Source organism: Alteromonas sp. 07-89-2 (assembly GCF_013113925.1).
Lineage (GTDB): Bacteria > Pseudomonadota > Gammaproteobacteria > Enterobacterales > Alteromonadaceae > Alteromonas > Alteromonas macleodii.
This window is the reverse complement of record NZ_VTYM01000008.1, coordinates 124586-136974: the sequence shown is the minus strand read 5'-3', so window position 1 is coordinate 136974 and position 12389 is coordinate 124586. Positions and strand designations below refer to the sequence as shown.

Sequence of the window (12389 nt, the reverse complement as noted above, 5' to 3'; positions counted from 1 at the left end):
TTAATCGACTGTGACGCGATAAAATGGCGTCCCCTAGGGGATTCGAACCCCTGTTACCGCCGTGAAAGGGCGGTGTCCTAGGCCTCTAGACGAAGGGGACTGAATTCTTTCTTCGAAACTAAGTTTTCGAATCTTCAGTCCGAAGCTGCGTTAACAACTTCAGCCTATATCAAACCACATCTCGATGTGACTTGGTGGAGCCAGGCGGGATCGAACCGCCGACCTCCTGCATGCCATGCAGGCGCTCTCCCAGCTGAGCTATGGCCCCATCATGGTACCAGTCATTTTGTGTGACTGTTCCGTGACAGCGGGGCGCATTCTAGGCATCCCCCCCTGTCATGTCAACGCTTTTTTTATGAATTTTCTCTGTTTGCTATAAAAGTAAGCGCTTTGTCGATTCTCTCGCCAATTTTCTCTTTTGAGATAAGATTCAACGTGATATCTAACGACGGTGAATTACCACCACCTGTCACAGCTACACGCAGCGGCATACCTACTTTCCCCATGCCCACTTCCAATTCTTCGGCTGTACTATTTATAGCAGCCTGAATATTTTCTGGGTTCCACTCTTCAATTGCCATTAATTTATCTTTAGCAAGCTCTAATGGGCCGCGAGCGACTGGACGAAGGTGTTTTTTTGCTGCGTTCGCATCAAAATCTTCATAGTCTTGATAAAAGTACGTAGAAATCTCAGCTAACTCTTTTAGCGTTTTTACTCTATCGGCCTGAATAGCAATTATAGATTCAAGCGCTGGGCCTGTCGTTAAATCAACATTCAACTCTTCAAAGTGCCATTTAGCGTGTGACGCAACTTCACTTGCTGGTAATGTCTTAATGTAGTGTTGATTCAACCAGATTAGCTTTTCTGTGTTAAATGCCGATGCAGATTGCCCAATGGCATCTAAGCTGAATTTCTCAATCATTTCATCAACAGAGAAAATTTCTTGGTCGCCGTGAGACCACCCCAACCTAACAAGGTAATTAAGCACAGCTTGCGGTAGGAAACCATCATCGCGATATTGTATCACGCTTACTGCGCCATGACGCTTAGATAACTTCTTGCCGTCATCACCCAAAATCATAGAAACGTGAGCATATTCTGGAACAGGTGCACCAAGCGCTTCAAGAATATTGATTTGACGTGGCGTGTTATTAATATGGTCTTCACCACGAACTACGTGAGTAATACCCATATCCCAATCATCAACAACTACACAGAAGTTATATGTAGGGGTACCGTCAGAGCGCTGAATAATAAGATCGTCTAACTCAGTATTGCTAATCTCGATTTTTCCACGCACGTGATCATTAATTACCACTTTGCCTTCTAGAGGGTTTTTGAAGCGGATAACAAAAGGCTGACCTTCTGGGTGATCCGTTCTGTCTCTCCACGTACCAGGGTAGCGAGGCTTCTCACCACGTTCTTTTTGCGCTTCACGAATCGCATCTAACTCTTCAGAGCTCATAAAGCATTTATACGCTTTACCTCCATCCAAAAGCTGCTGAATAAGTTCTTTATATCTATCGAAACGCTCAGTCTGATAGATTGGACCCGTATCCCACGTTAAACCTAACCATTGCATTCCGTCTAGAATGGCCTGCTTTGCTTCTTCAGTTGAACGCTCGATATCTGTATCTTCAATACGAAGAACAAACTCGCCGCCTTTGCTTTTAGCAAGAAGCCAAGAATAAAGCGCAGTTCGTGCGCCGCCAACGTGAAGATAGCCTGTTGGGCTGGGTGCAAATCGTGTAACAACCGACATGGTCACTCTCTATTGTTAATGTATTTCTAAAGTTGGGCGCATTCTACCAGTGTCCGCGCGACTTCAAAAGTAAGATAAGAATAGAAGAATGTAAAAGAGGTGAAGAAAGTGGACAGTCACTTACCTTCAAGCTTATTCCTTCGATATCCATACTCGCTGAAATGGGCACACACTTAGATAAATCTATAATCAATTTTTTGAGTAACTATAGGGTAGACACTTTCTTCAATAAGAAAGTGACTGTCCAAAAAGAGCTGTCTCTTTAATAGAAGTGCTCCATTAAGTTAGTTTAAGTGTCTGTCCCCTTTCCTCTCGAGTTTTGTTGGGTTGAGTAGAGTTTGTAACAGCTGTTTTAGTTATCAATGAATGGTATAAAGATCCTCACAATGTTGAGGTTCTTGGACCAAGGACAAAATGTGAAGAAACTTATTTTATTAGTTGTTTTATTGATAGTTTTTATTTTTCTTTTACTTCCTCCTCCCGACTTAGAGGAAAAGTACATTAATGAGTTTTATGACAACACTTTAGTATTTGAAAAAATCGAAGATGTTGTTTGCCAAGATGTTGAGAAAATCCCTACATTAAGAGCTACACCGGGTAACCTGGAAAACGGTGGATTGGCTCGCTTGCTGAATAAAATGAATGTAGTTCAAATAGTCGTGAAACCGGAAAATCAGATTTGTACAATTACTTTGGTTAGAGATGTTTTAGGCTTTGCTGGTAGCGGCTATAGCTATAAATACAGACTTAATGTTCGCCACCCCACAACCTATGATAAGACAATTCATGGCGTGAAGAAGAACGCTACAGAATCATTAAAGTCTGGAGATAATACAGTAACGTATGATATCCACTTATCAAATAACTGGTATTTAACCTACACTGGGTCATAAGAGTAACAATGACATCAAAATGTGGTAATTACTACACACATACGTAACAGTAGAGGTAAATACTCTCCTTATTAAGAAAGTGGCTGTCCAAAAAGAGCTGTCTCTTTAATTAAAGCTCTCTATTAGGTTGGTTTATGTGTCTGTGCATTAAAACATCATACTTCCGCGTTCACTTTTTTTGGCCGAGCTGAATAAGTGTCTGTCCACTAAAATCTAAGGAAGAAGCAAGTGTCTGTCCATTTCCAACCGATTCGAAAAAACCCACACTGCAGTTTTTGTCTATCGCTGAATTCAAAACGCGATTAAAAACGCTGTTCTTTTCATCAATTTAGTTAAGATGCAGCCAGAGTGTCTAAAATTCGGGCACACAGTCATTTTTCTTTAATTTTATTGTTGACACTAACGGAACCGACTCTATAATACCGCCCCACTTGCTTAGGCAAGCTTTAAAGAAATATGGACGCTTAGCTCAGTTGGGAGAGCATCGCCCTTACAAGGCGAGGGTCACTGGTTCAAGCCCAGTAGCGTCCACCACTTCTTCACCGTGGTTAAACAGTGAAATCAAAAAATATGGACGCTTAGCTCAGTTGGGAGAGCATCGCCCTTACAAGGCGAGGGTCACTGGTTCAACGTGGTTAAACAGTGAAAACAAAAATATGGACGCTTAGCTCAGTTGGGAGAGCATCGCCCTTACAAGGCGAGGGTCACTGGTTCAAGCCCAGTAGCGTCCACCATCCCTCTCAATATATCAACCTTTAGAAACACAACAATCTAACTCTGTCTTAGTCGTTGTCACGTTAAAGCACTTTGGCTACTCCTACACCAAATCCAGCAATCATTATCAATAACCAGTACTGAAGTTCAGCTACGAGCAGCTTCCATTATGCGATAGTCTCCATAAAGAACTATACTTAAGGTGTACTTACCGTGATATGGTAAGAAAAATAAGGGTTCTCATGTTTCAGAGGCTACTAATTGATGAAACTACACTTAGCTAGAAATACTAAGTTGTTAATTGCTGAAGACCAGGTGCTGGCGAAAAGCCATATGCACTATGCACTTGAGCAGTTAGGTTTCAAGAACATGAACTATGTTGATAGGCCCTCTCATGCCCTTTCGGCACTGCAAGAACATGATTATGACGCCATTATCTGCTCTTATAATTTGCGCTCTGAACAAGGCGGTTATTTTTTACTTGAGCAACTAAACGAAACTCAATCACTCCCCCTTACCAGCGCATTCATCTTCACCAGTGCAGATACCTCAGCAGAAGTCGTCCACGCCATCATAGAGTTACAGCCGGATGAGTTTATCGCTAAGCCTTTTTCGGTTAACGAGTTAGACAGGCGACTTTCCAGAGTTTTATCAAGGAAAAAAGCACTAAAGAATATCTATTCATTCATGGATAAAAAGGACTACGAAAAAGCCCTGGCTGAAGTTGAGTTCTTTTTATTGCAGCCTGAGCAAGCCGAACACTTTCCGCTAGCGATGAAGATTAAAGGCGATTTGTTGATTATCACAGAAAGGTTTCAAGAAGCCGTAGCCTTCTTTGAATCGATAATCAACGTTCAAGATTTTAGCTGGGCAAAAATGGGGATCGCGAAGAGTCTGTTGGCACTCAATGAATTGGACGATGCCGAAAGAGAAGTTATCCAGTTAGCAATGCGACCTGACTCTGCGCTTGAGGCCTATGACTTACTCGCCAAACTACAAATTAAGCAGTCAGCTTTTGACGACGCGCTGGAGTGTACATCGCTGGCGTGCAATATCTCACCTCAAAACATTGCTAGGCACAAGTTAGCGATAAATTTGGCGCGGATCACCCATGATTACGAAAGTCAGTTTAACAGCGCTAAAAAGGTGGTCCGCTACGCGAAAGACTCTATCCATGACAAGCCAGATATTTATTTAACTGCCGCAAGAGCGGGTGTTGATTTTGCTATGACATCTGAGCCCGAACACGTAAACAGCATAGTTAAACAAACTAATGAGTATTTGCGACAGTTGAAAAAGGCTCACCCGAAAGCAGCCTTAAACGATGAGCTGACGGTGATTGACGCGCGCCTTCATTATTTGAAAGACGACACAGTGAAAGCACAAATGCTGTTGTCAGATTTTCACACAGATCATGCCCAACACCACTCCACAGAAGCCTTGCTTGATAGAGCCAAAGCCCTTCATGAAGTAGGAATGAAGAAAGAGTCCCTTGCGATTTTAGACGCTATTTCCTCAAGGCAGGATGAGGAGAACGATGAATTAAACCTCTTGGCCACCTATTTAAAACAAGAGAAAGAAGAAAAAGAAGCGATTACGCTAAGCCCTAAAATACTTAACAACACCGCCGTTGCACAGTATAAACGGGGTAATTTAGAGCAGTCTTACACAACATTTGCTCAAGCGTTCCGCGTCATGCCTAAAAATCCCTCTATTGCGCTTAACTACCTTCAAGCAATAGTAAGGGCCCGAAAAGCTAACGCGCCTATGCTTCCCGACACCCTTTCGGCCATCAAAAAATGTAGAGAAACACTCGAGTCGGCAGCTTTGTCAGAAGACCAATATTCTCGCTACGAGAACGTGAAAGCCATTCTAAAGAGCGAATGATAACGTCAGTTATTCCCCTCGCCCTTCTTATACCAATACGCTTACTTAATTAGAGTAAACGACTACTGTTTCGTGATAGAGTTTGTCTTTATACTCAAGCTCGTGACTAAACGTCATTCCTAGCTTTTTCATAATATTGATAGACGCACTATTTTGCGGGTTAGCAATAGCAGAGAATTTTTCAACACCTATATCATACAGCGCTTCTTTAACAGACTCCGCAGCCTCTGTTGCGTAGCCCTTGCCCCACGTATGGCGCTTAAAACGCCACCCTAGTTCCATATTGTCACTTTCGGGGTGTTGAGTAAAAAAGCCAAAGGGTCGAACCAAAATCCAACCAATGCTTTCCTTTTCGACTAGAGTTTCCACGCGCCACAGTCCCCACCCTAGAGCTGGATTGGAATAGGCTTGGAAACGAGGAACAAAGATTTCCCGAATATCTTCCTTAGAAGACTTCTTGCCACCGTTGATATATTTCATGACAAGCTCATCTTGGTCGAGCTCCCATAAAAAGTCTGCGTCTTGTTCGGTGATATAATGGTAGGAAAGACGCGCACTGTCCTTGATATGCATATACTTCCTTTATCGTTATTATTTTTAATATACTTACACCGCTGAATATAGCTCATTTTTACAACAAACCAAACTTATTCGATGTATTTTTTTTGCCCTACATTTTCCTTTAACGTAGAGCCAATTAACTAGCCTCCCAGCATGGCAAGGTGCTTGGTTGCCCCTGTTTTACCTTCATGCAAATAGTGTGTTTCGTGTTTTTGACCCAGCACATCTTGTAAAAAAGCGACCACTTCATCCACATTACCAGTGGCAAGAAGATGTCTCATGTCTATCCCATTTTCACTAAACAAGCATAGGTGTAGCTTTCCTGGGGCAGAAACACGTAGTCGATTACAAGTTTTACAAAAATCTTTGCTGTAAGGCATGATTAAGCCAATTTTACCGGCATAGTCAGGGTGGTAAAACTCTTGCGCTGGCCCCGCATCTTTTCTACGCAACAAGGGCTGCCAGCCCATGTCTAACAACGTACTTTTTAGCGGCGTACCACTTTGATGTTGCTTACTGAAAAACTGGTTTAAGTCGCCTGTCTCCATTAATTCTATAAACCGGAGCGTTACTGGCATATCTTTTAGCCAAGCAAGAAACCTATGTAGACGGCTATCTGAAAAATCGTTGAGTAAGACAGAGTTCACTTTCACGTCTAAGCCGGCATCAATCGCTGCGTCTAACCCTCGAAGTACAGCTTTAAGCTTGTCTTGTCCTGTTATAGCGGCAAACTGACGGGGATCTAAACTGTCGATACTTACATTTACTTGGTGTAACCCTGCTTCTTTCCACTGATGCGCAAACTTTTCCATTCGCGCTCCGTGTGTTGTCATCGCTACACGTTCGATACCAGGCGTATTACTTGTTAGCTGTAAAATATCAAGAAAGTCTCTTCGCAGCGTTGGTTCGCCGCCTGTTAGGCGCACTTTCGACGTACCTAGCTTAGCGAACGCTTTGAGCAAGGTATCAATTTCGTTTAGCGTCATAAACTGATCACTCGTCGGGCCTTCATATCCGTCTGGCAAACAGTACTGACAACGAAAGTTGCACGCTTCGGTCACTGACAAACGTAAATAATGAAACTGTCTACCGAAACTATCTTCTAACAAACTAACTCCTTAATCCTGTGCTGCTTAGTCATTCAATTCACGGCTTTCTCAATCTAACAAAAGCCAGTAAAACATTGAGTAAATAACAAGGTAACTAAATTAAACTACCTCTAGTGTACGCGCGGTGAAACCAAAATTAAACACATTCATCGCTATAAATAAGACCATTTTAATCTCTAGCCTATTTCAAAACGTATTTCAAAAAGCGAAAATCGCCTTACACGAGCAGGTTAGCTCAATATCTATTACATCGTTTACGAAAAGCGATTTTTTGAATCAGCGCGTTCCTAACACTGTAAACACAATAATAAAGCACACTATAAAATGAGAAAAAACCGTTTTCCTACCAATGTCGACGAACCTGTTAAATGGCACGTTCTCTCACAGCTTTGGCCTTATCTCCTAGAGTTCAAGCACCGTGTATTTCTTGCTCTACTGTGCCTAGTAGCAGCAAAACTTGCCAGTATCGGCCTACCCTATGTATTGAAATACACTGTCGATAGCTTAAATGGCGACCTAACCACGCTTGCATTAGCGGTACCTATCAGCCTTATCGTTGCCTACGGAACACTGCGTTTACTGAATGTTTTGCTCGGCGAAGTACGCGACACGCTATTTGGACGGGTTACAGAGCGTGCCATGCGCCGCCTTGGACTAAAAGTCTTCAAACATTTGCACAACTTAGACTTGGGCTTTCATTTAAATCGACGCACAGGCGGATTGTCACGAGATATAGAGCGCGGTACCAACGGCGTAAGCTTCCTCATGCGTTTTATGGTGTTTAATATTGTTCCTACCCTATTAGAGATCACTCTTGTTGTAGGCTTACTCTTGTTTCAGTTTGGCGTATCTTTCGCGTTAATTATTGTAGTTAGCGTGGTGGCTTACATTGGCTTTTCGATGAAAGCCACGGATTGGCGCACTCGCTTTGTTACTCAGATGAATGAAGCAGACTCGACCACCAATTCCCGGGCGGTAGACAGCCTGCTAAATTTTGAAACCGTTAAATACTTTAACAACGAATCCTTTGAAGCCAATCGCTACGACACGGATTTAGCTGCATGGGAAAAGGCACGAAGAAAAAACCGCTTGTCGCTATTTGCATTGAACGGCGGCCAAGCTGCCATTATCGCTATCGCCATGACATCTATGATGGCAAACGCCGCCTTTGGCGTCATGAATGGCGAGATGACCATAGGTGACTTTGTTTTGATAAACGCGTTTACCATGCAAATTTTTATGCCGTTAAATTTCTTGGGGTTTGTGTACCGTGAAATTCGAGGGAGCCTTGCGAATATCGATAAGTTGTTTGACCTTCTCGCCCAAACTCCGGCCATAAAAGATGCCCTCGACGCTACAGAATTAACCTGTACGAACCCCGCACTGCGATTTAACAATGTTCATTTTGCATACACTGATAATCGACAGATACTTAACGGCTTAAGCTTTGATGTACCGCCAGGCTCAAAAGTAGCGGTGGTAGGTGAAAGCGGCGCGGGAAAATCAACGCTGATGAAACTACTCTTTCGGTTTTATGAGCCTCAACAGGGCGACATCACGATAAATGGAAAAGACATCGCATCGGTTACGCAACAAAGTCTGCGTTCACATATCGGTATTGTCCCTCAGGATACGGTGCTGTTTAACACTACCTTGCTGGAGAACATTCGCTACGGTAACCCTGACGCCAGCGATGAAGACATTAAACAAGTTATCAAACTCGCGCATCTTGAAGCATTTGTAGAAAGCCTACCTGAAAAGCTAGACACAACGGTAGGTGAGCGAGGCCTAAAACTTTCTGGTGGCGAAAAGCAGCGCGTTTCTATCGCAAGGGCCTTACTTAAAGGTGCGCCAATCATGATTTTTGATGAAGCCACCAGCTCGTTAGACAGCACGTCAGAACGTGCGATATTAGCGGCCCTTCGCGACGCTGCTAAGGGACACACCAGCTTAGTCATCGCCCATAGACTGTCCACAATTGTTGATGCCGACAAGATCCTTGTACTTAAAAACGGTACCATTGTAGAGGAAGGGACACACACTTATTTGCTTGATCAAGCTGGTGAATACGCAGCACTATGGCAAGCACAACAACGTGAAGATGAAGACCTCAACGAAAATCCCAAGACAAAAGGTAATCAGTGAATGGACCCAACGCTTATCAAAGCCGCTATTAACCAAGTGATGCCCTTTGGCAAATACGCTGGAAGACGCCTATTTCATTTACCTGAACCCTATTTGGTCTGGTTTCACAAGCAAGGCTTTCCAGAAAACAAGCTTGGTGAACAGCTCGCTTTAATGTATGAAATTAAGCTAAACGGCTTAGAGTCTGTTGTAGAACCGCTATTAAATGACGACTAGCAATCACAAGGGGACTCAGCGTCCCCTAGTGGCAAAATGAGTAAACACTAACCACACGATGATTTATGTTAGCAAGACCCAGAAAGCAACGTCGAAGTGACGTAAACAAACGCATCAAAAAAATACATAATGCCATTGCCGACAAAATGATGTTGCAACCAGAACTATTCGAAGAAGTCGAAAAAACATTAGAAACCCGTTATCACAACAAAATGATGCGCTATGGAAGCTACCTCCTTTGGAAAGGAATAATTGAGGCTCGCCATCAACCAGACATATTTAAGGCGCTTCTTTTGGCTGACGACGAGCGCACAGCCAACTTAAGAAGAGAAACCATCTTCGTCGGTATTTTAAGTGAAGATGAACGAGCCGCTATTTTTGCAGGTTAACCAATTGCTAGCTTAGCTTCTGGGTATTTAATGCGGCTTATTCGAGGGCTGGCAATAAAATAAGCCAATGTTAAAGGCCCTAATCTACCCGCGTACATCAGTAAGATAATGATCCACTCACCACTGTTTGACAGCTCGCCAGTTAACCCTCTGGAAAGACCCACGGTCCCAAGAGCAGAAACCGCTTCGAAAACGATATCCAAAAAGTCAGCTTTTTCTGACATTAATAAAAGAAAAATAGCTATCCACGTAATACCTATGGAAATCATCGTAAGCGCTAGCGCTTTGCTGATAGTGTCATTTGAAATTGTTCTGCCAAAGAGTCGTGGCGCAGCTCCCCGCTGAATATAGTTGTATGCGGCAATGATCAAAACGATGAAAGTCATCAGTTTTATACCGCTTGCGGTACTCATTGACCCCCCGCCGATAAACATTAGCAACAACATTAATGCTGTTGTTGGATCTTCTAACGACGCGATATCCAGCGTATTAAAGCCGGCTGTTCTTGGAGTAACGGCTTGAAACCATGATGCCCATAATGCGCTTTGAGTATCGAGGTTCGCCAAGGTTGCAGGATTATCACTTTCAATAACAAAGATAAGCAAAAAGGCGGTTACATTGACAATTAGCGTACCCAATATCATTGTCTTAGCATACACAGAGATGCGTTGCCATCTGCGCTTTTTATGAAGCTCTATCCAAACGGAAAACCCGAGACCACCAATAATAAATAATGCAGAAATAGTGATGTTGATAACCGGGTCTCCCACATAGGCGGAAAGACTATCACCACTTAGTGCAAACCCTGCGTTGTTGAACGCAGAGATGGTGTAAAAAAACGCGTGAAATAACGCTTCACTTACTCCTTTTTCCTGCATCCAGTAGGCCGACAGAATACAAAAACCCACTAACTCAACGAAGAAGGCAAAAATCAGTACCGACTTTGCTGTAGACACAAGCGTTGATAAATCTGTTTGATTAAACGCCTCCTTCACTGCCGATTGCTGCAAGAAACTTATTTTACTTCCTAAGGCAATGAGCGTGACGATGGCAAACGTCATCAACCCTAAGCCCCCCAGCTGAATTAAAACCGCAATCACCGCTTGTCCAGCAGTTGTAAAAACAGATCCGGTATCGACTACCACAAGACCCGTTACTGTCACCGCCGATGTGGAAGTAAATAGGCTTTGGATCCACGAGATGGGCTCATGAGTCATCATTGGTAATTTTAGGATAACAGTGCCTAAGAAGATCACCGCAACAAAGCTTAGAGAGAGAATAAGAGGCGGTCCTACCTGAATTTTATTAATACCTTTAGGCGAGCGCTCTATCGGTCTATAGCCAGGATCCCATCTGTTCATTGTGCTAGCCTAGGCGCTATTTTAACAAGGTTCTCTCTATGGCCGCAGAGAATAACGGTATCTTTCGAAGTGACTTCAAAGTCTAACGATGGATTATGATATAGCTGGTGACCTCGCTTAACTAACAAACAAGAGACTTGCCCCTTACCGACGGACAGCACGTCTTTTAAGCGCTGTGAAGAAAAGTGATCAGACAAAATGACATCAACGATATAAACGCCGTGCCCTATACCCAAGTAGTCATTCACCATTGGGTAGTTAAGCGCTTGCGCCACTCTTGCTCCCATCTCTTCTTCAGGATGAATAATTTTCGACACACCCAGCTTGGATAAAATAGCGTGGTGAGCAGAGCTATTAGCTTTCACCCAAATATTGGCTACGCCCAAGTTTTTTAGTGCTAACGTACACAGTAAGCTAGCTTGCATATCCTCGCCAATAGCAACAAGCACGGCTTCGCTCTGACACAAGTTTAATTCCTTGAGTGCACGCTCATCACTGGCATCACACACAACGCACTGTGTAAACTCACCTGCATACTGTTCAACCAGCTTTTCACTTTGGTCAATTCCTGTAACGGTGTGTCCCATATGAATTAACTCTAAACTGGCCGTTAAGCCAAACTTGCCAAGCCCAATTACACTAAAGTGCGACATTAATTAGCCTCCGGTTTATCAACCGCTATTCGGTAGCCTTGTTTAGGCATTGTCTCTATTAAATCTTTCTCGAACGGATCTATCTTCTTTCTAAGCTGTCTTACAAGAACGCGGATGTAGTGGGTGTCTTCACTGTGATGTAGCCCCCATATTCTTCTCAACAATTCCTGCTGACTAATAAACGCCCTAGGCTGTTTTGTAAGCTCGTCAAGAAGCTGAACTTCTTTTGGGGCCAGCGCGATAACTTCGCCTTCAACGAGCAGCCGTCGCTCGGTAATATCCAATGCTATCTTGCCAATCTGTCGTGTTAGCGTTGTGGGCTCAACCACAGGATTGAAGTCTCTAAGCAGTACTTTCACTCGGGTGACAAGCTCTCTGATCCCAAAAGGCTTGCTAACATAGTCATTGGCACCCCGGGACAACAGGTCGACCTTGTCTAACTCCTGATCTCTTGCAGACAATACGAGCACTGGCAGGCGACTGGATTCTCTAATGCGTTTAAGTACTTCACTCCCCTCACCATCAGGTAACCCTAAATCGAGTATGACAAGGTCAGGACGGTGCTGATTAAACAATGACAAGGCTTCTCGAACCGAAGCAGCTTCAACACAAAGGTAGCCTTCTGCACCTAGCGCAATGCTCAGCATCTGACGAATATTCGCATCATCTTCAACAAGTAGAATGGTGTGGCTCATTGC

General features: G+C 43.5%; 11 protein-coding genes and 4 tRNA genes. 7 read left to right on the top strand and 8 right to left on the bottom strand.

Annotated features, from left to right (window positions below; genetic code table 11):
• Positions 1–24 precede the first annotated feature (24 nt).
• From F0261_RS07750 to gltX, 3 genes are all read right to left on the bottom strand, one after another.
• Positions 25–100 (bottom strand) — tRNA-Glu (locus F0261_RS07750).
• Between the two features lie 92 nt (positions 101–192).
• Positions 193–268, bottom strand: a tRNA-Ala gene (locus F0261_RS07745).
• An 85-nt stretch (positions 269–353) separates the two neighbouring features.
• The gene (gene gltX, locus F0261_RS07740; protein ID WP_014978815.1) at positions 354–1763 is read right to left on the bottom strand and encodes a glutamate--tRNA ligase; all 1410 of its coding nucleotides are present in this window, start codon (positions 1761–1763) and stop codon (positions 354–356) included.
• Positions 1764–2179: 416 nt separating this feature from the next.
• On the opposite strand from gltX, the gene F0261_RS07735 reads away from it, so the two are divergent.
• The 4 genes from F0261_RS07735 to F0261_RS07720 all read left to right on the top strand — a co-directional run bounded on the left by F0261_RS07735 (position 2180) and on the right by F0261_RS07720 (position 5257).
• A complete protein-coding gene (locus F0261_RS07735; protein ID WP_157187988.1) occupies positions 2180–2656 on the top strand; it encodes a hypothetical protein in 477 nt (158 codons plus the stop codon).
• A 458-nt stretch (positions 2657–3114) separates the two neighbouring features.
• Positions 3115–3190, top strand: a tRNA-Val gene (locus tag F0261_RS07730).
• Positions 3191–3314: 124 nt separating this feature from the next.
• Positions 3315–3390, top strand: a tRNA-Val gene (locus tag F0261_RS07725).
• A 244-nt stretch (positions 3391–3634) separates the two neighbouring features.
• A complete protein-coding gene (locus F0261_RS07720) occupies positions 3635–5257 on the top strand; it encodes a response regulator (protein ID WP_014978813.1) in 1623 nt (540 codons plus the stop codon).
• A 45-nt stretch (positions 5258–5302) separates the two neighbouring features.
• Here the strand turns inward: F0261_RS07720 and F0261_RS07715 are convergent, their stop codons facing one another.
• Positions 5303–5830 (bottom strand): GNAT family N-acetyltransferase, encoded by a 528-nt coding sequence (locus F0261_RS07715; protein WP_014948922.1) that lies wholly within the window; start codon positions 5828–5830, stop codon positions 5303–5305.
• A gap of 128 nt (positions 5831–5958) precedes the next feature.
• A complete protein-coding gene (moaA, locus tag F0261_RS07710; protein ID WP_014978812.1) occupies positions 5959–6927 on the bottom strand; it encodes a GTP 3',8-cyclase MoaA in 969 nt (322 codons plus the stop codon).
• A 324-nt stretch (positions 6928–7251) separates the two neighbouring features.
• Here moaA and F0261_RS07705 point away from each other — a divergent pair, with 324 nt between their 5' ends.
• From F0261_RS07705 to F0261_RS07695, 3 genes are all read left to right on the top strand, one after another.
• Positions 7252–9072, top strand: a complete 1821-nt coding sequence (locus tag F0261_RS07705; RefSeq protein WP_014978810.1) for an ABC transporter ATP-binding protein/permease — start codon at positions 7252–7254, stop codon at positions 9070–9072.
• Positions 9073–9288, top strand: a complete 216-nt coding sequence (locus tag F0261_RS07700; protein WP_014948919.1) for a DUF3820 family protein — start codon at positions 9073–9075, stop codon at positions 9286–9288.
• A gap of 65 nt (positions 9289–9353) precedes the next feature.
• Entirely contained in the window at positions 9354–9677 is a 324-nt protein-coding gene (locus F0261_RS07695) for a hypothetical protein (RefSeq protein WP_014978809.1), read from the top strand.
• Here the strand turns inward: F0261_RS07695 and F0261_RS07690 are convergent.
• From F0261_RS07690 to F0261_RS07680, 3 genes are read right to left on the bottom strand one after another with little or no spacing between them, the layout of a single operon-like run.
• Positions 9674–11038: a TrkH family potassium uptake protein gene (locus tag F0261_RS07690; RefSeq protein WP_014978808.1), complete on the bottom strand. Its 1365-nt coding sequence runs from the start codon at positions 11036–11038 to the stop codon at positions 9674–9676. The genes F0261_RS07695 and F0261_RS07690 overlap by 4 nt on opposite strands.
• Entirely contained in the window at positions 11035–11691 is a 657-nt protein-coding gene (locus tag F0261_RS07685; protein WP_014978807.1) for a TrkA family potassium uptake protein, read from the bottom strand. The genes F0261_RS07690 and F0261_RS07685 overlap by 4 nt, the downstream gene beginning before the upstream one ends.
• Positions 11691–12386, bottom strand: coding sequence for a response regulator transcription factor (locus F0261_RS07680; RefSeq protein ID WP_014978806.1), 696 nt, complete (start codon positions 12384–12386; stop codon positions 11691–11693). Before F0261_RS07680 ends, F0261_RS07685 begins: the two co-directional genes overlap by 1 nt.
• Positions 12387–12389: the final 3 nt, after the last annotated feature.

What these genes read in the sequence shown, in the direction of transcription:
- gltX (WP_014978815.1), bottom strand. Translation starts at nt 1,763, where the DNA reads ATGTCGGTTGTTACACGATTTGCACCCAGCCCAACAGGCTATCTTCAC.
- F0261_RS07720 (WP_014978813.1), top strand. Translation starts at nt 3,635, where the DNA reads ATGAAACTACACTTAGCTAGAAATACTAAGTTGTTAATTGCTGAAGAC.
- F0261_RS07715 (WP_014948922.1), bottom strand. Translation starts at nt 5,830, where the DNA reads ATGCATATCAAGGACAGTGCGCGTCTTTCCTACCATTATATCACCGAA.
- F0261_RS07705 (WP_014978810.1), top strand. Translation starts at nt 7,252, where the DNA reads ATGAGAAAAAACCGTTTTCCTACCAATGTCGACGAACCTGTTAAATGG.
- F0261_RS07700 (WP_014948919.1), top strand. Translation starts at nt 9,073, where the DNA reads ATGGACCCAACGCTTATCAAAGCCGCTATTAACCAAGTGATGCCCTTT.
- F0261_RS07695 (WP_014978809.1), top strand. Translation starts at nt 9,354, where the DNA reads ATGTTAGCAAGACCCAGAAAGCAACGTCGAAGTGACGTAAACAAACGC.
- F0261_RS07690 (WP_014978808.1), bottom strand. Translation starts at nt 11,038, where the DNA reads ATGAACAGATGGGATCCTGGCTATAGACCGATAGAGCGCTCGCCTAAA.
- F0261_RS07685 (WP_014978807.1), bottom strand. Translation starts at nt 11,691, where the DNA reads ATGTCGCACTTTAGTGTAATTGGGCTTGGCAAGTTTGGCTTAACGGCC.
- F0261_RS07680 (WP_014978806.1), bottom strand. Translation starts at nt 12,386, where the DNA reads ATGAGCCACACCATTCTACTTGTTGAAGATGATGCGAATATTCGTCAG.